The sequence below is a fragment of the Bacillus sp. 3103sda1 genome, from assembly GCF_024159135.1.
Lineage (GTDB): Bacteria > Bacillota > Bacilli > Bacillales > Bacillaceae_G > Bacillus_A > Bacillus_A rhizoplanae.
Window position 1 is genome coordinate 3140639 of the sequence record NZ_JAMYWS010000001.1, and the last position, 20848, is coordinate 3161486.

The window sequence follows — 20848 nt, forward strand, 5'->3', positions numbered from 1 at the left end:
ACCAATCCTTCTATACTTAGAATAAAAAGGAGTAACAAATACTCCTTCTAATTCTTAATAGAATTAATTTTATCATATTCTGCGAGAAGAATGATGGTTTCATGAAAAAAATTGTCTGTTTTTTGTTTTTTAATTCATGTATCTGAATTTTTCTACAACTACAGGTTGCAGTTGTTTCCCTTCCATCGCTTCAACCATTGTATCTTGCAACAATTCCATACGCGCTACCATAGAATTCGGTTTATTATGCGGTGCATCTTGCCCAAACGGTACAAAATAAATATTTTTCGTTGCCATCAAACGCATCATATTCACTCCGTTTAATCCGAGAGCATCATTTGTTGAAACAGCTAATACAACAGGTTTACCATTTCTTAGTGTCGCTTTCGCTGCCATTAATACAGGAGAATCTGTCATTGCATTTGCAAACTTACTCATCGTATTCCCTGTTAACGGAGCTATAACCATACAGTCTAGCGGAATTTTCGGACCAAGCGGCTCTGCTTTTACGATAGAGTCAATTACTTTATGACCTGTAATAGTTTCTATCTTTTCAACCCACTCTGCCCCTTCACCAAACCTCGTATTTGTCGTTTGCAATGTGTACGATATGATAGGTAACACTTCGGCTCCATCTGCAACAAGCTTCTCTAAATACGGCATGACTTCTGCATACGTACAATGCGAACCTGTTAATCCAAAACCAATTCGTTTGCCTTTTACACTCATTTTTTCTTCTCCTTTCTCACTTCTATATCTGCCATTAATAAATTAGAAAGAACGTTCGCAAGAATTTGCCCTGCTGTTTTTGGTGCAACAATTCCTGGCAGTCCAGGTGCTAACAATGCTTTAATGCCTCGCTTTTCCGCATACCGGAAATCTGTTCCGCCTGGTTTAGAAGCTAAATCGATAATCAATGTGTGAGCTGGCATTTTTGAAATTACACTTGCTGTTACAACAAGATACGGAATTGTATTAATTACAATATCGGCATCTTGCACCTCTTGCTCTATATCTCGCATTTGAAATGGCGTAAATGTCATCTCTGTGATACGAGCAATATGCTCAGAGCGCCGAGCACCTACCTTCACTTTTGCTCCTAGCGACTGAAATGCTCTCGCTACACTCATTCCAGTTCTCCCAAACCCCAATACCATTACTTTAGAGCCATGAATTGTATAATCTGTATGTTGAATAACCATCATGATGGTCCCTTCAACCGTTGGAATTGAATTATAAATTGCCACATCATCACGATCAAACAATTTGATAAGTTTTCGATTCGTAGAAGAAGCAATTGTATCTAAGTAAGTGTTACTAATACCTGAATATATCGTAAAATGTGCTGGTGTGTTTTCAATTTGCTCTTTCGTAATTATCACTTTTTTATTAGAAAAAATTGTATCGATTTGTCCGTTTGCATCAGTTCCAGCTACCGGCAAAATGATGGCATCTAAAGAAGTAAAATCAAGATTCTGCATACTCTCTTTTGCTGCTCCTGTAAATCCATGATCAAGTTGATCAAAGCCTACTAATGAGAGTTTTGCATCAAGCTCAACTAGCTTACGAATAACTTCAAGCTGTCGTGCATCTCCTCCTATGACAGCAATATGGATATCAGTCAACATCCTTTACTTCACCTTCTTTTTCTCTCATTATAAGAAAAGCGCCTACTTTTTTCGTTTTCCTCCACATCATATGTAATATACGAGTATAAGGTGATTGAAAAACCAAAAGTAAGGATGATTTGCATCTATGGATTTCCACAATAAAAAAAGACAACCACAATGGTCATCTTTTAAACAGGATCTGAATAATTAGCAAGATCAAAAATAATCATATCCTGCCCTACTTTTTTAATTCTGCCCCACTCCACACGCACTTCTTGTTGCCCTCGTTTGAACCCTCCCCATTTCCCAACAGGAATAATGAGCGCTTGAACTTTACCATCTCTCTCATCAATCTCTAAGTCCGCATGCCCAAGTACTCCCATTCTCTCCGCACGCTGTAAATCAACAATTTCTTTCCCGCTCAATTCACTTAATCGCATTCCATCCTCTCCTTATAAAACGTTCTAATTTGAAGATTTCTTTTATCCCGCATTAACAGGCAGTAAAACCCCCACCTCAAGATTGAGAGAGAAGCAAAGAAGATAGGTCGGGTATAACTGCCCGTAAATGCCCGCTTAGTTCAACTAACCCTCAGTGGGGGAAGTTTCACTTTATATTAAGTACCTATTCTAGTCTTGTAAAAAAAATGCCTACCAGTTTTGCCCCCATGTATATAAAAAAACCGTTTCTCCTTAATAAGAAACGGTTTCATAAACATATTTATTTTTTACTTATTCCTTTTGGAAGCTCTCCATTTGGACTAATAAGCGCTGCAGAAAACTCGTCTGTAAACATATTACGAATCAGCGTATCTACATCCGCTTTTGTAACACTGTTTACACTTTCAATAATTTCATCTAAAGAGCGGTGTTTTTTCAGCAGCAACTCATTTTTACCATTGCGGCTCATACGACTATTTGTACTTTCTAAACTTAACATAAGATTTCCTTTTAGTTGCTCTTTACTGTTAAGTAATTCTTTTTCTGTAATTCCTTTATCTTTTAGTATATCTAGTGTTTGCTGAATAGTTTCGTACAGCGTATCTAGCTGCTGACTACCCGTTCCTCCGTAAATTGTTAACATCCCTGTATCTTCATAAGAAGAATGATAAGAAAATACAGAGTATGCTAATCCACGTTGCTCACGCACTTCTTGGAACAGACGGCTACTCATGCTGCCACCTAAAATATTATTTAATACAATTAAATTATGAATATTTTCGTCACCCATCTGTAATCCATTAAATCCTAAACATAAATGGGCTTGTTCTGTTTCTTTTTTGCGCGCTACTTTATTCGGGTGAAAAACAGGCTTATGTACTTGTTCGCGATTTGTCGTTCCTTCATAATTTCCAAAATATTGTTCGACGATTTGAACAAAGGATTCGTCAATATTACCAGCGACGGAAACAACGACATTTTCTGGCGTATAATGATCTTTTATATATTGACGAAGCGTATCACCTGTAAATGTGTCAAGGGTTTGCTCTGTTCCTAAAATCGGATATGCTAGCGGATGCGTTTCATACGTCGCCTTCGTTAACATATCGTGAACAATATCATCTGGTGTATCTTCATACATTTTAATTTCTTCGAACACAACGTTCTTTTCTTTTTTCAATTCTTCTTCAACAAACGTTGAATTAAAGAACATGTCCGCTAAAATATCAAGTGCGTATTTCGCATGCTCATCTAATACTTTTGCATAGTAACATGTGTATTCCTTTGATGTAAACGCATTAACTTGTCCGCCAATGCTGTCGAAGGATTCTGCAATTTCTCTAGCACTACGTGTTTTCGTTCCTTTAAAAAACATGTGTTCTAAAAAGTGAGAAATCCCATTATTCTTTTCATTTTCATTTCGTGATCCCGCATGAATCCATACTCCAATTGCAACAGAACGTACTGTTGGAATATTCTCCATTACGATTCTTACTCCATTTTTACACGTATATTTTTTGATCAAATGCCTTCCTCCTATTGACAAATTCTCTGTAAAAAGTTTCTATTATATAATCATAACAAGTTTAACAGCGAATGTCATGCAAATGTGTTTAATCAATACGCTTTTCGTCTACTAAAGCTGATATATTCCCTACCGTATACCCTCTCTCTTTTAGCTTTGAAATCAATGTATCGAGTGATTCTGCTGAAGAAGAAGTAGGATGCATTAAAATAATGGCACCGGGATGTACTTTACTTAACACTCGCTGTAGCAACACATGCGGTTCTGGTCGTTTCCAATCAATTGTATCTACCGTCCACATAATCGTTCCCATTTTTAGTTTTGCAGCAGTATGGACAACATCATCACGAAAACTACCACTTGGCGGTGCAAACCAGCGTACCTTTTGATTCGTCGCTGCTTCAATGACTTGATTCGTTTTTTGCAATTGTTCATAAATTGCATCAACCGACAAAGTGCTCATATCAGGATGCGTATACGAATGATTTCCCACTTCCTGATTTGCATCTGCAATCATTTTTGCAAAACGTAAATTTTCTTTTACCCATCTTCCTTCTAGAAAAAAAGTTGCTGTAACCTGATGTTTTTGCAGTACTTCTAACATCCGAGAAAGATATTCGTTCCCCCAGGCAACATTAATAGTAAGCGCAACCATTTTTTTACTTGGATTCCCTCTATAAATAGGAGCGGGAGATAAATCTTCTAAATGCACTTGAGGCGATACCTCTCGATATACCAACTGTTTCTCATCAAAGCTACCCTTCCTCTTCATGTTATCATAGGAAGCTCTTATATCTACTGCTTTTCCATTGTAACCTGGCGTTGCTTTCCATACTTTATCAATACATGCATTTTGTGCTGGAATCGTATATACTTTCGCTTTTTCTTCAATCTCTTCGTACAAATGGTCTTTTGCATATGATATATGCGAAAAATGCTGAGCTGAGAACAATAAAATAACTATAAGTAAAATGATGCGAGTTTTCATAAAAGTACCCTCCAGTAAAATGAAACTTCTATCATTAGGCGTGCTGTTTAGTCCAATCTCACTTCTCTTCTTTCCCTAAATGCTAAGACTGGATTTACAGCTCGTTAAAGCAGAATAGTAAAAATCTCCTTTTCTTATCATTGTTAATTTAAACGTTCTCGTTAAAACTATACTCTGTTATATACAAAAAAACCTCGAGATATATCCCAAGGTTTTATACATAATAAAAAAGCCAAGGAATTCCTTGGCTTTTAGCTTATTCTTGTTCTTGCTTTGCTGCTTCTTGTTTTGCTGCTTCTTTTTCTTGCTCTTCTTTAAGCAATACTTTTCTAGACAAGTTTACACGACCTTGTTTGTCAATCTCGATAACTTTTACTGAAATCTCATCACCGATTTTCACAACATCTTCTACTTTGCCTACACGCTCAAGTGCTAGTTCAGAGATATGAACAAGACCGTCTTTCCCACTGAATAATTCAACGAAAGCACCGAATTTTTCAATTCGTTTTACTTTTCCTAAGTAAATTTCACCTACTTGTACTTCACGAACGATATCTTCGATAATTTTCTTCGCTTTTTCATTCATTTCTTGATCAATAGATGAAATAAAGACTGTACCATCTTGTTCAATATCAATTTTCACGCCTGTTTCTTCAATAATCTTGTTAATTTGTTTTCCACTTGGCCCAATAACATCACGGATTTTATCCGGATTGATTGTCATTGTAACAATCTTAGGAGCATATTGAGATAACTCTGTACGAGGCTCAGCAATAACAGATAACATGTGATCCAAAATGTGCATGCGTCCAACTTTTGCTTGTTGCAATGCTTCTTCTAAAATTTCACGAGATAAACCTTCAATTTTAATATCCATTTGAAGTGCTGTTACACCTTTAGCTGTACCAGCTACTTTAAAGTCCATATCACCTAAGTGATCTTCCATACCTTGGATATCTGTTAAAATTGTGTAGTGTTCACCAGACTTCACAAGTCCCATTGCAATACCAGCAACTGGTGCTTTAAGTGGAACACCTGCATCCATCATCGCTAATGTACTTCCGCAAATACTTGCTTGCGAAGTAGAACCATTTGATTCTAATACTTCTGATACGAGACGAACTGTATACGGGAAGTCTTTTTCAGATGGAATAACTGGCTCAAGAGCACGCTCACCTAATGCACCATGACCGATTTCACGACGACCTGGACCACGCATTGGTCTTGTTTCTCCGACACTAAAGGACGGGAAGTTATAATGATGCATAAAACGTTTTGATTCTTCTACACCAAGACCATCTAAAATTTGTACATCGCCTAATGCACCTAACGTACAAATACTTAGTGCTTGCGTTTGTCCACGTGTAAATAAACCAGAACCATGCGTACGAGATAAAATTCCTACCTCTGATGCTAAAGGACGAATTTCATCAGCTTTACGACCATCCGGACGCACTTTTTCAACTGTAATAAGACGACGTACTTCTTCTTTTACAATTTTATATAAAATCTCACTTACTTGTCCTAATGTTTCTGCATCAGCTTCATTCGCTTCATAATGCTCAATTACACGTTTTTTCACTTCATTAATTGCATCTTCACGTGCATGTTTCTCATGAACTTGGATAGCAGCAAGCATATCTTTTTCTGCCATTTCACGTACATCTTGGTTGATTGTAGCGTCAACTTCATACAGTTTAACTTCTGTCTTCTCTTTACCAACTGCTTGTACAATCTCTTCTTGGAAAGCGATTAAGCGTTTAATCTCATCATGACCGAACATAATTGCTTCTAACATTGTTTCTTCAGGTACTTGATCTGCACCTGCTTCTACCATGTTAATAGCATCTTTTGTTCCAGCAACAACAAGGTGAATATCACTTTTCTCTTGTTGTTCAACTGTTGGATTAATAATAAACTCTCCATCAATACGGCCAACTGTCGCACCAGCGATCGGACCTTCAAACGGAACATCTGAAATCGATAACGCTAATGAAGAACCAAGCATAGCTGCCATTTCTGAAGAGCAATCTTGATCCACACTCATAACGATGCTGACAACTTGCACTTCATTACGGAAGCCATCAGCAAAAAGAGGACGAATTGGACGATCAATTAAACGGCTTGCTAAGATCGCTTTTTCACTTGGACGACCTTCACGTTTAATAAAACCGCCTGGAATTTTCCCTACTGCATATAAACGCTCTTCATAGTTTACTGTTAGTGGAAAAAAATCTACATTTTTTGCCTCTTTTGATGCAGTTGCTGTAGATAGAACCGCTGTGTCGCCATATCTCACTAATACTGCTCCATTTGCTTGCTTTGCAAGCTGACCTGTTTCAATTGTTAGCTGACGACCAGCCAAATCTATCGAGAAGACTTGCTTTTCGTGACTCATTTAAGTACCCCTCTCAATTTAAAGTATTCAGTTCTTCTATGTAAATGAATAATATATCACAATATTCTTCCTCTAGTATTACCGAAAATTCAGTAAGCTATCAAGAGTCGAAGATATATTTTTACCTAACAAAAAAGCGGGAATATTCCCGCTTTTTTGACTATCGACGTAATCCAAGCTTTGTGATTAGTTCACGGTAGCGAGTGATGTCGTTGTTACGAAGGTAAGTAAGTAAGTTACGACGTTTACCAACCATCTTTAAAAGACCGCGACGTGAATGATGATCTTTCTTGTGAGTACGTAAGTGCTCATTTAGAGTGTTAATTTGCTCCGTTAGGACAGCAACTTGAACTTCTGGAGAACCAGTATCAGTCTCATGAGTTCTAAATTGTGCAATGATTTCATTTTTACGCTCTTGTGTTAAAGCCATCCTATTTCACCTCCTAAGTAATAAATCCCCAATTACCTAGCAAACGTCGGTGAGTCGTAATGCCAAGCAATGGTTATTTTAAAGTACATAAGATAGAATACTACTTTTCATTCGAAAAAGCAAGTATATTATTTGCACGGTTAAAATAATCTTCTGCTACTTTTTTATCTTTTGCAATTTGTGCAACTAACTCATTAATACCATTAAATTTCTTTTCTTCGCGAATTCGCATATGCCACTCTACAACAACAGACTCATCATATATATCACGCTGAAATTCAAAAAGATGCACTTCAATAGAAAGCTGCTTTTCACTTTCCTTAAAAGTCGGTTTATATCCGATATTACATACACCTTCATGCCACTCATCATTTACTTTCATTCGAACGGCGTATACACCAACAGGCGGTAAAAGATATTCATCATTTAGAGCAATATTTGCTGTCGGAAAACCAATTTGGCGTCCGCGCTTATCTCCATGAACAACTGTTCCTTCAACAGTATATGGTCTGCCTAAAATAGATGGTATTTGTTCCATTTCTCCATTGCGAATATGTTTTCGCAATAATGTGGAACTTACTTTTTCTTCTTGAAATTCTACTTTTTCAATCACGGTTTGTGTAAACTCCCCTCTTGCATGAAATGGCAAAGTTTCCATCGTCCCTTTTCCTAAACGTCCATATGAATAATCAAAGCCTGCTACAACATGCTGTACATTCAGCCCAATGATATAATCATCTACAAATTGTTGTGGCAATAGATTTGCAAATGCTTCGTCAAATTTCACAACATATAAAATATCAATTCCTAAACTTGCAATTACTTTTTCTTTACTTCGTAAAGGCGTAATATACTCTACATGCGCTTCCTTTTTCCCTAATACAACAGACGGATGTGGATGAAAAGTCATAACAGCACTTTTAAATCCTCGTTCTTCCGCCACCTTTTTTGCAGTATGAATGACACGTTGATGACCTAAGTGAATACCATCAAAATACCCTAATGCCATTACAGTAGACTCTATTTCCGCTTTATTTAAAGCATGAGGATGAGTTAAATGAATGAGTTTCACGCTTGAATTCACCTTTTTCTATAATAATCCTTCTAATTATTCATTATAGCTGTAATTCTTGATTATTCACAAGTACTTTCATTGGTTTCAACATCCCTGGACGTTTTGGATGATGCTCATAAATCGCTAAACAGCGTTTATTTTCATCAAAGACTGTAATAAATGGCGCGATCAATTGCTCTTTATTTGGTAAGAACATACCATTCTTTACTTTTTCTGCTTGTTCTTCATTAACAACTATTTTTGGAAACTTATGTAATGCTTCATCAATGGAAATAAAGATAGATTCCACTGTTCCATTGTGCACGTTTTGCTCAATTTCTTCAAATGATATGCAATCTTCTAAGTGAAACTCTCCTGATGCTGTTCGTACAAGATCTGACATATGCGCTGGAAATCCAAGCTTTTCCCCAATCATCACAGCTAATGTTCTCACGTATGTTCCTTTGCTACAAGTCACTCGAAAACGGAAGGAAACTGTTGCACCCTCAAACATCTCACGGTCATCAAGTAAAGTAAAGTCATGAATTGTAATTGTACGAACTGGACGCTCTACTTCTATTCCCGCTCTTGCATATTCATATAATTTCTTTCCATTCACTTTTACAGCTGAGTACATCGGTGGTACTTGTTCAAGTGTTCCCGTTAACTCTGCTAATACAGATTCTACTTCTTTACGTGTAATAATACGATTTACAGCCTGTTTCTCAACAATTTCACCTGAAGCATCTTCTGTAGTTGTCGAAAAGCCTAGCGTGACTTCACCTTCATATGTTTTTGTTTCACTCGTTAAAAACTGTGCAATTTTTGTAGCACGTCCTACACAAATCGGTAATACACCTGTTACATCCGGGTCTAAAGTTCCTGTATGTCCTATGCGTTTCTCTCTTAATATTTTTCTTAACTTAAATACGCAATCATGCGATGTCATTCCTTTTGGTTTATGTAATAACACTACACCTTCCATATGTTCACCTCATTGTTATACTTTTGTATGTCAAATTTACTTCAGATTGAAAAAAATGGATAGACAAGTGTCTATCCATTATTCTTCACGTTTACCGTCTTTATTAATTTCGTGTAAAAGCGTATCAATTCGATGACCATATCCAATCGATTCATCAAATTCAAAGGAGATTTCAGGTGTTTTACGAAGACGAATACGTTGTCCAATTTCGGAACGAATAAAGCCTTTCGCCTTTGCTAAGCCTTTTAACGTATTTTCCTTCTGCTCTTCGTCTCCTAAAACAGAAATATATACTTTGGCAATCTGTAAATCCCCACTTACTTGCACATCTGTTACCGTCACAAAACCGATACGTGGATCTTTAATTTTGCGACTGATAATTTCGCCTAATTCTTTCTTCATTTGCTCGCCCACGCGATTTGCACGTAGCTTCATAACTAATCACCTCATTCAATACCATTCCAATTGTGTTATCGTACGTTCAATCTCAGGAAATGAGTCAATATATTCAAGTACACGATTCATTTCTTTTTCGCAGACAACACGATTTGAGGATACGGAAACGATTGCAATTTCTGTACGTTGCCATACATCCTGGTGTCCAACTTCTGAAACAGATACATTGTAACGCTGTTTCACACGAGTTAAAATACGCTGTAAAATTGCTCGTTTCTCTTTTAAAGAATGCACATCATAAATCATACATTCGAATGAGAGCGAAGCGATAATCATCGCTTCACTTCTTCCATAATGTACGCCTCAATGATGTCCCCTTCTTTAAGATCATTATATCTTTCAATTGTAATACCACACTCATAGTTTTGTGCAACTTCTTTTACGTCATCTTTGAAACGTTTTAACGTATCAAGCTGTCCTTCGAAAATAACTACGCCATCACGAATGATACGTACGCCGCTATCACGTGTGATTTTACCATCAGTTACGTAACATCCTGCAATTGTTCCAACTTTCGTTACTTTGAATGTTTGACGAACTTCTGCTTGACCGATTACTTTTTCTACGAATTCAGGATCTAGCATACCTTGCATTGCTGCTTCAATTTCTTCGATTACTTTGTAAATAATACGGTGTAAACGAATATCAACATTTTCTAATTCAGCTGTACGTTTCGCGTTTACATCAGGACGTACGTTAAATCCGATTACGATTGCATTTGATGCAGAAGCTAAAATAATATCAGATTCTGTAATTGCACCTACGCCAGTATGGATGATTTTCACTTTTACGCCTTCAACATCAATTTTACGAAGTGATGCTGCCATTGCTTCTACAGAACCTTGTACGTCTGCCTTCACAATTAGGTTAATTTCTTTTACATCGCCTTCTTGAATTTGTTGGAATAAATCTTCAAGGCTTAGTTTAGATTTTTCACCGCGCTGTGCAAGCAATGCTTGTTGTGCACGTGATTCACCGATTTGACGTGCTTTCTTCTCGTCAGCAAATGCCATAAAGCGATCGCCAGCTTGTGGTACTTCGTTTAAGCCTGTAATTTCAACAGGAGTAGACGGACCAGCAACTTTTACACGACGACCAATATCATTTACCATCGCACGAACACGGCCGAATGATGTACCAACAACGATTGGGTCTCCTACTCGAAGTGTACCGTTTTGAACAAGTAATGTCGCGATTGTTCCTTTACCTTTATCAAGCTGTGCTTCGATTACTGTACCAGTTGCATAGCGATTTGGATTTGCCTTATATTCTTCTACTTCACTTACAAGAAGAATCATTTCTAATAAGTTGTCAATTCCTTCGCCTTTAATCGCAGCAATCGGTACGAAAATTGTATCGCCGCCCCAAGCTTCTGGAACTAACTCATATTCAGTTAACTCTTGCATTACGCGATCTGGATTTGCTGATGGTTTATCCATTTTATTCACAGCAACGATAATTGGTACTCCAGCTGCTTTTGCGTGGTTAATCGCTTCAACTGTTTGTGGCATAACACCGTCATCAGCTGCTACAACTAGAATTGTAATATCCGTAACTTGCGCACCGCGTGCACGCATTGTTGTAAATGCTGCGTGACCTGGTGTATCTAGGAACGTAATTTTTTTGTCGTTTACTTCAACTTGGTATGCACCAATATGCTGTGTAATTCCGCCCGCTTCACCAGCAGTTACTTTTGAATTACGAATAGAGTCAAGTAATGTTGTTTTACCATGGTCAACGTGTCCCATAATTGTAACAACAGCCGGACGTTCTTTTAAGTTTTCTTCATCATCTTGCTCGTCCATAAATGTTTCAAATTCTGTTTCACTAACAATTACTTCTTCTTCTACTTCAATACCGTAATCACCAGCAATTAGCTCAATTGTATCTTTGTCTAAATCTTGGTTAATTGTTGCCATGATTCCAAGCATAAAGAGCTTTTTAATAATTTCAGACGGCTCTTTGCTTAATTTTTTTGCCAATTCGCCTACAGCAAGCGTACCAGAGAAAGTGATTTTATCTGGCGTTTCTACCGTTTGCGTTTGTTGTCTTCCAGCAAAGTTTTCTTGACGTTTGTCTTGATTCCCTTTACCTTTTTTCTTATTCTTATTGCTATTCTTTTTGCTACGAACAACTTTTTCCTCTACTTCAAACTCATCTGCAACAGAAGGTTTTTCTGCTCCATCATTATATTGATTATCTAACTTGTTTACTACTTCATCATCTAACATCGCCATATGATTCGATACCTCAATATTCATTTCTTTTAGTTTTGTAATAATATCTTTACTTGAGATATTGTGTTTTTTTGCATATTCATATACTCGAATTTTACTCATACCTTCACCCCCGGTAAGTTGTATCGAGCATGCTAAGCAGCTTCTTAGCAAAGCCGTCATCTAACACCGCTACAACGACTCGTTCTTCTCTCCCAATCGCATGCCCTAACTCTTGTCGATTTTCGACTTTTCTCATTGGTACGTTGTAGAACGTTGTTTTGTCCGTAATACGCTTTGTTGTATTTGCTGACGCATCTTCAGAAAGCAATACGAGCTTTGCTTTACCGCCTCGAACTTCTTTTAAAACAAGCTCTTCACCCGATATAATCTTTCGGGCCCGATTAGCTAGCCCTAAAAACGATTTCCAATTGGACACTTACTTCGACTCCTTCTCAACAAGCTCGATTAGCTCTTCATAAAGAGAGTCATCAATTTTCGCTTTTAGGTGATGTTCCAAGACATTCTTTTTTTTCGCCTGAGAAATGCATTCTTTATCTTTTGACAAGTATGCACCGCGTCCTGATTGTTTGCCTGTTAAATCAATAGACACGACTCCCTCTTTGGAACGAACAATGCGAATGAGCTCGCGTTTTGATTTCATCTCTTGTGTTACAACACATTTTCGTAACGGAACTTTTCGATTGCTCACGTTCATCACCTCTATTCGATTTCGTCTTCAGCAGAATCGAATGCGATCATCATATCTTCTTCTGTTAAAAGTCCTAGTTGTTTCGCATCAGACTCACTTTTAATATCAATTTTCCAGGCAGTTAACTTCGCGGCAAGTCGTGCATTTTGACCACGCTTACCAATCGCTAAAGAAAGCTGATGATCTGGAACAATTACAGTGGTTGCTTTTTCTTCTTCGTTTACAAGCACTTTTACAACTTGTGATGGACTCAGTGCATTTGCTACATATTCAACTGGATCATTTGACCAGCGAACAATATCAATTTTTTCACCTTTTAGCTCATCTACAATGCGTTGTACACGTTGTCCTTTCGGCCCTACACAAGAACCTACTGGATCTACATCTATGTTTTCAGAGTACACAGAGATTTTAGAACGATCTCCAGCTTCACGTGCTACAGAACGAATTTCTACAGTTCCATCATAAATCTCTGGCACTTCAATTTCAAACAGACGCTTTAAAAGACCTGGATGTGTACGAGATACATAAATTTGTGGCCCTTTTGTTGTTTTCTCTACTTTTGTAATGAAAACACGAATGCGATCATGCGGTTTATATTGTTCGTTTGGCATTTGCTCACTTACAGGTAAAAGCGCTTCTACTTTTCCTAAACTTACATAAATAAAGCGAGCATCTTGACGTTGTACAATACCAACCATAATGTCTTCTTCACGATCGCTAAACTCAGAATAAATAACGCCACGCTCTGCCTCGCGTACACGTTGCGTCACAACTTGTTTTGCTGTTTGCGCTGCAATACGTCCGAAATCTTTTGGCGTAACTTCAATTTCTAATACGTCGCCTTCTTGATAGTTCGGATTAATTTGTCTTGCTTTTTCAACAGAAATTTCAAGACGTGGATCAAATACATTTTCCACTACATCTTTACGCGCTAATACTTGAATAGTTCCAACTTCAGGGTTGAAGCTAACGCGAACATTTTGCGCTTGGTTAAAATTTCGTTTATAAGCAGAGATTAAAGCTGCTTCAATAGCATCAATAATAATATCTTTGCTTATACCTTTTTCTTGTTCTAATACGAGCAAAGCATCTAACAACTCAGTGCTCATGAGGATCCCCCTTCTTACTAAAACGTAACTGCAAGTCGCGCATTGGCAACTTTATCCATTGGAATTTGGATTTCTTTTTTACGTGTTTTAATTGTTAATAGTAATGTGATTGTTGTTCCATCGTACGCGAGTAGTTTTCCTTCAAACATTTTCTCACCATCGATTGGCTCATATGTTTTAATCGCAACTTGTTTTCCTACTGCTTGCTGGAAATCTTTTTCTTTCTTTAATGGACGCTCCGCTCCTGGAGAGGATACATCTAAAAAGTAAAGATGAGGAATTGGATCCTCTTTATCTAAAGCTTCACTTAATTGCTCACTTACCGCGCCGCATTCCTCAATATCTACTCCTGTATCAGAGTCAATGGATACGCGTAAAAACCAATCTTTTCCTTCTTTCACATACTCTACATCTACAAGCTCAAGACCAAGCTCTTCGACAATTGGCTGCGCAAGTGCTTCAACAATTTCTGTAACTTTCTTATCCATAAACAGCCTCCTTTCTGCCGCCATGTGCCGTCTGAAAGATTTCACTCTGCGTATAGTTAACCAACGCAGCTTATATATTCTTTCTCGTTAGCTAACAAAAGCCCCTGCCAATAAGCAGGGAATATCTGTCTTAGTATTACCAAATTTAAGAAGTAAAACTTGTAACAAAATATGTATATACGACAGCAGCGCCTCATCTATCATCTCGGCGCAGAAACATAGATAGTAACACGAAAGAGTGGGTTTCCCCACTCTTTTTTTAAAAAAAATATACATGACATGGTTATCTCGCTTACTAGTATATCATAGCAACCATGGTTTTGCAAAGACTTTTCCTGCCTATTAGAATAGAGATAGCTGGTTTTGATCCGGTAGTTCTCCTAAACAACCTTGACTGTCTAAATACTCAATAATTGTTTTTGAAATCTTACTGCGCTGCTGTAAATCCTCTTTCGATAAGAACTCGCCATTTTCACGTGCTGCTACAATATTCAGTGCAGCATTTGTACCAAGACCAGGTATTGCATTAAATGGTGGAATCAATGTATTTCCATCAATAATAAAATCAGTTGCACTCGAGCGATATAAATCAACTTTTTGGAATGAATAACCACGTTCACACATTTCAAGTGTCATCTCTAATACTGTTAGTAAACTTTTCTCTTTCGGCGATGCATCTAATCCTTTTTGCGTAATTTCATCAATTTTAGCGCGGATGGACGCTGAACCTTTTACCATCGCATCTAAATCAAAATCGTCTGCACGAACTGTGAAATATGCTGCATAGAACAAGAGTGCAAAATGAACTTTGAAATATGCAATACGCACAGCCATTAATACATACGCTGCCGCATGGGCTTTTGGGAACATGTACTTAATCTTTTTACATGAATCAATATACCATCCTGGCACATTATTATTACGCATTTCCTCTTCCCACTCTGGAGGCACACCTTTCCCCTTACGTACAGATTCCATAATTTTAAACGCTAAAGATGGTTCTAAACCTTGGTAAATTAAATATACCATAATATCATCACGACAACCGATTACTTCACTCAGTGTACATGTACCATCATAGATTAACTCATTTGCGTTTCCGAGCCATACATCTGTGCCGTGAGATAACCCCGAAATTTGGACAAGCTCGGAGAATGTGGTTGGCTTCGTTTCTTCTAACATTTGACGAACGAATTTTGTACCAAATTCCGGTATACCAAGCGTACCTGTTTTACAGTTAATTTGCTCTTCTGTTACGCCAAGCGATTCTGTACCTGAGAAAATTTTCATTACTTCTGGATCATCAGTCGGAATTGTCTTTGGATCAACTCCACTCAAATCCTGCAACATACGAATAACTGTCGGATCGTCGTGTCCAAGTATATCAAGTTTTAATAAATTATCATGAATAGAATGGAAATCAAAATGTGTTGTTCTCCATTCGGCATCTAAAGAATCTGCTGGAAATTGAATAGGTGTAAAATCGAAGACATCCATGTAATCTGGGACTACGATAATACCACCTGGATGCTGTCCCGTCGTTCGCTTAACACCTGTACAACCCGCTACAAGACGATCCACTTCTGCTCCTCGTATCGTTAAATTATGATCTGATGCATAGCCTTTCACATAACCATACGCCGTTTTTTCAGCAACTGTACCAATTGTTCCGGCACGATATACATTATCTTCACCAAACAGCACCTTCGTATAGTTATGAGCGCGAGGTTGATATTCTCCCGAGAAGTTTAAATCAATATCCGGAACCTTATCTCCTTTAAAGCCTAGGAACGTTTCGAACGGAATATCATGTCCATCTTTTTTATATGCAGTTCCGCAGTTTGGACAATTTTTATCAGGTAAATCAAATCCAGAACCGACCGAACCATCATTAAAAAACTGTGAATGTTTACAATTTGGACAAACATAATGCGGCGGCAAAGGATTTACCTCTGTAATCTCCATCATTGTCGCAACAAATGACGAACCAACCGAACCACGTGAACCAACAAGATAGCCATCAACAAGAGATTTCTTTACTAACTTATGTGAAATCAAATAAATAACAGCAAATCCATGTCCAATAATACTTTTCAATTCTTTTTCTAAACGGGCTTCTACAATTTCTGGAAGTTCATCCCCGTAAATACTCCGCGCCATTTCGTAACTCATATCCCGCGTTTCATCGTCTGCACCCTCAATTTTTGGAGTGTAAAGGTCATCTTTTACAGGCTTCACTTCACCAATCATCGATGCGACTTTTTTCGTATTTGTTACAACAATTTCTTTTGCTTTCTCTTCCCCTAAGAAGGAGAAGCAATCCAACATTTCATCTGTTGTTCTGAAATATACAGGTGGCAATGAATGACGATTTAATGGGTTTGCTCCGCCTTGCGAACTTACTAAAATTTTACGATACATTGCATCTTCAGGATTTAGATAGTGTACATTTCCTGTTGCAACAACAGGCTTGTCTAATGTCTCACCTAACTTTACTAAGTTGGAAATAATTGTTTTTAATTGACCTTCATCACGAACGAGCTCAAGCTCCACCAAATGTCGTAACACTTCTGGAGGCATAACCTCGATGTAGTCATAAAACTGTGCAACTTCCTCTACTTCTTCTGGTGCCTTTTGCATCATTGCTTCAAATACTTCGCCTTTATCACAAGCTGTACCAACTAATATACCTTCGCGATATTTCTTTAATAAAGAGCGCGGAATACGCGGTACACGGTAGAAGTATTGAAGATGCGCGTAAGAAACAAGTTTATATAAGTTCTTCAGCCCTTCATCCGATGTTGCAAGCAGCGTCACATGACTTGGACGTCCACGTTTATACGCATCACCTTGTCCCATACTGTCATTTAGCTGATCGTGATATTCAAATCCCTTTTCGATTACACTTTTTAGCATTTTCACAAGCAAATAACCAGTTGCTTCTGTATCATAAATGGCACGGTGATGTTGTGTTAATTCAATATCAAGCTTTTTACATAACGTATTTAAACGATGATTTTTCATCTCTGGAAATAAGAAACGCGCCAACTCTAACGTATCGATAACTGGGTTTTTCGTTTTTTCTAGACCACTTTTCTTAAATCCAACATTTAAGAACCCCATATCAAAGCTTGCATTATGAGCGACAAGTGTATGATTACCAATCCACTGTTCAAACTTTTTAAACACTTCTTCTACTTCTGGTGCATCCGTTAACATATCGTCTGTAATGCCTGTTAATTCGATGATTGTTGCTGATAAAGGTTGATGTGGATTTGCAAAGGATTCAAAACGATCGATAATTTCTCCGCCTTTTATTTTCACAGCAGCAAGCTCAATAACCGTATCATATACGGCTGATAACCCTGTCGTCTCAACGTCGAATACAACATATGTCTCATCAGCAAGTAGTCGATGTTCTTCATTATACGCAATTGGTACACCATCATTAACAAGGTTCGCTTCTACACCAAAAATCACTTTAATTCCCGCTTTTTTCCCAGCAGAATACGCCTCAGGAAAAGCTTGTGCAACAGCATGATCAGTCACAGCTACTGCTTCATGTCCCCATTTTGCCGCCTGACTCACAAGTGTAGATACAGATGTTACAGCATCCATTTGGCTCATCGGTGTATGCATATGAAGCTCTACCCTTTTTTCTCCCTCAGGTGCTTTATCTTTCCGAGACGGCCCTGTTATTTCGTTAATATCGTTTGCAATCATGACCAAGTCTCGAACAAACGTATCGTTTTGAACGGATCCACGCGCTTTTACCCACATTCCTTTTTTCAATGATTGCAAAAGCGGAATATCTTCTTTATCGCGTGAGAACATTTTAATCATAATGGAATCGGTATAATCAGTTATCTTTAATGTCAATAACGTACGCCCGCTTCGCAGTTCTTTCGTTTCAACATCAAATACATAACCTTGTACTGTTTTTCTTCTTTCCTCATCTTGAATTTCACGAAGTGGTGTAATTTCTTCATCAGGCTTAATGAGATAACCGAGTACAATCGGCCCCTCATGTACAACATCACTTTCTTCCGCTTGTTTCTTGGCCATTTCTTCCATGGCTTGTATAACACGCTGTCGATCCTCTTGCTGTGTTTGTTCACGAAACTTTTGAACTTCCTCTTCATTTTGTTTTATATTTGTTTCTAGCTGAAAACGAGGAAATCCAAAAACTTCATATTGGTCTCCGACTGACTTCGCAAGATTTTTCTTTAGAGCAGTAGATTCTAAATCATTATTCACATCAAGTAACAACTTCACTCCGTTTACATGTGGAAGTTGCTTTTTTAAATACGCAAACATAGGCGAGAAAGTAATTCGATCTGTACAGAGCGGCCAATACGCCTTGACCTCTTCTTCCGTAAATTGCTTATTCTCTGTTTCTAGTGAAAATGACGTTTTTGCAATATGAGAAAATGACTGCTTAAGCTGTGTTTCAAGCAATTCATATAATTCCGTTGGTAAAATACGTGGTACTTGTAAATCAAAATGCCAACTCTTATTTGCTCTATCAACAACTAACCTTTGAATGCCACCACCTTGTAAATATTGATTGATAAGGTCTTCAGGCATGTGTAACTGTTGGAGCAAAATTTGAAATCGCTCTTGTTGTTCGTTTGTTAATGACATAAGCAACCTCCTTCCCTCTGCTATTATAAATTGAAACGTTCCACAAAGAAAGAGAAGGTACCTCACCTGGAGGTACCTCTTCTTATTTTAAAATATTTGCAATGTATGTGTGAAGTTCTTCTACTTTCACTTCTGCAGATTCATTTGTTGCACGTACTTTTACTTCGACAATGCCTTCATCAGCTTTTTTACCAACTGTTACTCGAACTGGAAGACCAAATAAGTCTGCATCAGCAAATTTTACGCCTGCACGTTCCGCACGATCATCTAATAATACTTCATATCCCTGCTCTTTTAATGAATTGTAGATATTTTCACCGACTTCACGCTGTACATCTGATTTCATATTTACTGGAATCACATGTACATGGAATGGTGCAACTGCCTTTGGCCAAACTAAGCCATTCTCATCATTAAATTGCTCAGCGATCGCAGCAACTGTACGAGATACACCAATTCCGTAGCAACCCATAATAATTGGTTGTGTTTTACCGTTTTCATCTAAGAATGTCGCATTCATAGATTCACTATAGCGTGTACCAAGTTTAAATACATGTCCCACTTCAATACCGCGAGCAAAGCGAATTGTTCCCTTGCCGTCTGGGGAAAGGTCTCCTTCTTGGATGAAACGTAAATCTGTGTATTGGCTTACTTTAAAGTCACGTTCTGGGTTTACATTCATGTAATGGAAACCTTCTTCATTTGCTCCGCAACATCCATTTACGATAGTTTGTACAGCATGATCAGCAATTACTTCTACTCCTGTTACACCAATTGGACCTAAAGAGCCAACTTCACAGTTTAATAATTCTTTTACTTCTTCATGAGATGCAAGTTCGACAACAGAAGCACCGAATAGGTTTTTCACCTTAACATCGTTTACTTCATGGTCTCCGCGAACAAGAGCAACAATAAATTTCTCATCTACTTTAAAGACCATAGACTTAATACAATTTGATGCCTCAATATTTAAGAACGCAGATACTTCTTCAATTGATTTTTGATCTGGCGTTGCTACTTTTTCAAGCTCTTTTTCTACTTCATCGCTCTTTTCACAAGAAGCAATAACAGGTGCCATCTCAATATTTGCAGCATAATCAGATGTATCAGAATATGCAATTGTATCTTCTCCTACATCTGATAACACCATAAATTCATGTGTATCCTTTCCACCCATTGCTCCAGAGTCAGCGATAACAGCACGGAAATTTAAACCACAACGTGTGAAAATGCTAGAGTACGCTTGGAAAAGACGGTTATATACTTCATCTAAACTCTCTTGCGTCGCGTGGAAGGAATATGCATCCTTCATTAAAAACTCTCTTCCGCGTAGCAAACCAAAACGAGGTCGCTGTTCATCACGGAATTTTGTTTGAATTTGATAAAGTGTTAAAGGTAATTTTTTATATGACTTAATCTCGTCACGCACAAGATCCGTAATAACTTCTTCATGCGTTGCTCCAAGAGCAAACTCACGATTATTTCGATCGTTCATACGCATTAATTCTGAACCATATGAATACCAGCGTCCAGATTCTTGCCATAATTCAGCTGCTTGAAGAGCTGGCATTAATAATTCTACAGCACCAGCTTTCTCCATTTCTTCGCGAACAATATGCTCTACTTTATGCAAAACTTTCAGACCAAGCGGTAAAAAGCTATATATACCCGAAGCATTTTGACGCATAAATCCTGCGCGTAATAGAAGCTGATGGCTTTTAATTTCCGCATCAGCTGGTACTTCACGCAATGTAGGACTAAATATCATACTTTGTTTCATTTCATAGCAC

General features: G+C 37.8%; 18 protein-coding genes. All 18 read right to left on the reverse strand.

What is annotated here, in order from left to right:
• Positions 1 to 129: 129 nt before the first annotated feature.
• A complete protein-coding gene (locus NKR74_RS15630; protein WP_098309708.1) occupies positions 130 to 729 on the reverse strand; it encodes a dipicolinate synthase subunit B in 600 nt (199 codons plus the stop codon).
• The gene (dpaA, locus tag NKR74_RS15635; protein WP_098309707.1) at positions 726 to 1628 is read right to left on the reverse strand and encodes a dipicolinic acid synthetase subunit A; all 903 of its coding nucleotides are present in this window, start codon (positions 1626 to 1628) and stop codon (positions 726 to 728) included. Before dpaA ends, NKR74_RS15630 begins: the two co-directional genes overlap by 4 nt.
• Positions 1629 to 1798: 170 nt before the next feature.
• On the reverse strand, positions 1799 to 2050 hold the full coding sequence (locus tag NKR74_RS15640; protein ID WP_098309706.1) for a YlmC/YmxH family sporulation protein: 252 nt from the start codon (positions 2048 to 2050) through the stop codon (positions 1799 to 1801).
• A 280-nt stretch (positions 2051 to 2330) separates the two neighbouring features.
• The gene (locus NKR74_RS15645; RefSeq protein WP_098309705.1) at positions 2331 to 3575 is read right to left on the reverse strand and encodes a M16 family metallopeptidase; all 1245 of its coding nucleotides are present in this window, start codon (positions 3573 to 3575) and stop codon (positions 2331 to 2333) included.
• Between the two features lie 88 nt (positions 3576 to 3663).
• A complete protein-coding gene (locus tag NKR74_RS15650) occupies positions 3664 to 4563 on the reverse strand; it encodes a polysaccharide deacetylase family protein (protein ID WP_253630196.1) in 900 nt (299 codons plus the stop codon).
• Positions 4564 to 4819: 256 nt separating this feature from the next.
• Positions 4820 to 6961 carry a polyribonucleotide nucleotidyltransferase gene (gene pnp, locus NKR74_RS15655; protein ID WP_098309703.1) on the reverse strand — a complete coding sequence of 714 codons (2142 nt, stop codon included), beginning with the start codon at positions 6959 to 6961 and terminating at the stop codon, positions 4820 to 4822.
• Positions 6962 to 7121: 160 nt separating this feature from the next.
• Positions 7122 to 7391 (reverse strand): 30S ribosomal protein S15, encoded by a 270-nt coding sequence (gene rpsO / locus NKR74_RS15660; protein WP_020059143.1) that lies wholly within the window; start codon positions 7389 to 7391, stop codon positions 7122 to 7124.
• Positions 7392 to 7491: 100 nt separating this feature from the next.
• Positions 7492 to 8463 carry a bifunctional riboflavin kinase/FAD synthetase gene (gene ribF / locus NKR74_RS15665; RefSeq protein ID WP_253630197.1) on the reverse strand — a complete coding sequence of 324 codons (972 nt, stop codon included), beginning with the start codon at positions 8461 to 8463 and terminating at the stop codon, positions 7492 to 7494.
• A 43-nt stretch (positions 8464 to 8506) separates the two neighbouring features.
• Entirely contained in the window at positions 8507 to 9430 is a 924-nt protein-coding gene (gene truB, locus NKR74_RS15670) for a tRNA pseudouridine(55) synthase TruB (protein WP_253630198.1), read from the reverse strand.
• A gap of 78 nt (positions 9431 to 9508) precedes the next feature.
• A complete protein-coding gene (gene rbfA / locus NKR74_RS15675; protein ID WP_035428960.1) occupies positions 9509 to 9865 on the reverse strand; it encodes a 30S ribosome-binding factor RbfA in 357 nt (118 codons plus the stop codon).
• A gap of 15 nt (positions 9866 to 9880) precedes the next feature.
• A complete protein-coding gene (locus NKR74_RS15680) occupies positions 9881 to 10162 on the reverse strand; it encodes a DUF503 domain-containing protein (RefSeq protein ID WP_098309700.1) in 282 nt (93 codons plus the stop codon).
• The gene (gene infB, locus NKR74_RS15685) at positions 10159 to 12225 is read right to left on the reverse strand and encodes a translation initiation factor IF-2 (protein ID WP_253630199.1); all 2067 of its coding nucleotides are present in this window, start codon (positions 12223 to 12225) and stop codon (positions 10159 to 10161) included. The genes NKR74_RS15680 and infB overlap by 4 nt, the downstream gene beginning before the upstream one ends.
• 4 nt (positions 12226 to 12229) lie before the next feature.
• Positions 12230 to 12541, reverse strand: coding sequence for a YlxQ family RNA-binding protein (locus tag NKR74_RS15690; RefSeq protein ID WP_020059149.1), 312 nt, complete (start codon positions 12539 to 12541; stop codon positions 12230 to 12232).
• Positions 12542 to 12814 (reverse strand): RNase P modulator RnpM, encoded by a 273-nt coding sequence (gene rnpM, locus NKR74_RS15695; RefSeq protein ID WP_020059150.1) that lies wholly within the window; start codon positions 12812 to 12814, stop codon positions 12542 to 12544.
• Positions 12815 to 12825: 11 nt separating this feature from the next.
• Positions 12826 to 13926 (reverse strand): transcription termination factor NusA, encoded by a 1101-nt coding sequence (gene nusA, locus NKR74_RS15700; protein WP_098309698.1) that lies wholly within the window; start codon positions 13924 to 13926, stop codon positions 12826 to 12828.
• Between the two features lie 17 nt (positions 13927 to 13943).
• Complete coding sequence (rimP, locus tag NKR74_RS15705; RefSeq protein WP_154711812.1) at positions 13944 to 14414, reverse strand: ribosome maturation factor RimP; 471 nt, start codon at positions 14412 to 14414, stop codon at positions 13944 to 13946.
• Positions 14415 to 14756: 342 nt separating this feature from the next.
• Positions 14757 to 19058, reverse strand: coding sequence for a PolC-type DNA polymerase III (locus NKR74_RS15710; protein ID WP_253630200.1), 4302 nt, complete (start codon positions 19056 to 19058; stop codon positions 14757 to 14759).
• An 82-nt stretch (positions 19059 to 19140) separates the two neighbouring features.
• Positions 19141 to 20838: a proline--tRNA ligase gene (locus tag NKR74_RS15715; RefSeq protein ID WP_253630201.1), complete on the reverse strand. Its 1698-nt coding sequence runs from the start codon at positions 20836 to 20838 to the stop codon at positions 19141 to 19143.
• Positions 20839 to 20848: the final 10 nt, after the last annotated feature.

Coding starts and splice junctions, on each gene's coding strand:
- NKR74_RS15630 (WP_098309708.1), bottom strand. CDS start 729: ATGAGTGTAAAAGGCAAACGAATTGGTTTTGGATTAACAGGTTCGCAT.
- dpaA (WP_098309707.1), bottom strand. CDS start 1,628: ATGTTGACTGATATCCATATTGCTGTCATAGGAGGAGATGCACGACAG.
- NKR74_RS15640 (WP_098309706.1), bottom strand. CDS start 2,050: ATGCGATTAAGTGAATTGAGCGGGAAAGAAATTGTTGATTTACAGCGT.
- NKR74_RS15650 (WP_253630196.1), bottom strand. CDS start 4,563: ATGAAAACTCGCATCATTTTACTTATAGTTATTTTATTGTTCTCAGCT.
- pnp (WP_098309703.1), bottom strand. CDS start 6,961: ATGAGTCACGAAAAGCAAGTCTTCTCGATAGATTTGGCTGGTCGTCAG.
- rpsO (WP_020059143.1), bottom strand. CDS start 7,391: ATGGCTTTAACACAAGAGCGTAAAAATGAAATCATTGCACAATTTAGA.
- truB (WP_253630198.1), bottom strand. CDS start 9,430: ATGGAAGGTGTAGTGTTATTACATAAACCAAAAGGAATGACATCGCAT.
- rbfA (WP_035428960.1), bottom strand. CDS start 9,865: ATGAAGCTACGTGCAAATCGCGTGGGCGAGCAAATGAAGAAAGAATTA.
- NKR74_RS15680 (WP_098309700.1), bottom strand. CDS start 10,162: ATGATTATCGCTTCGCTCTCATTCGAATGTATGATTTATGATGTGCAT.
- infB (WP_253630199.1), bottom strand. CDS start 12,225: ATGAGTAAAATTCGAGTATATGAATATGCAAAAAAACACAATATCTCA.
- nusA (WP_098309698.1), bottom strand. CDS start 13,926: ATGAGCACTGAGTTGTTAGATGCTTTGCTCGTATTAGAACAAGAAAAA.
- rimP (WP_154711812.1), bottom strand. CDS start 14,414: ATGGATAAGAAAGTTACAGAAATTGTTGAAGCACTTGCGCAGCCAATT.
- NKR74_RS15710 (WP_253630200.1), bottom strand. CDS start 19,058: ATGTCATTAACAAACGAACAACAAGAGCGATTTCAAATTTTGCTCCAA.
- NKR74_RS15715 (WP_253630201.1), bottom strand. CDS start 20,838: ATGAAACAAAGTATGATATTTAGTCCTACATTGCGTGAAGTACCAGCT.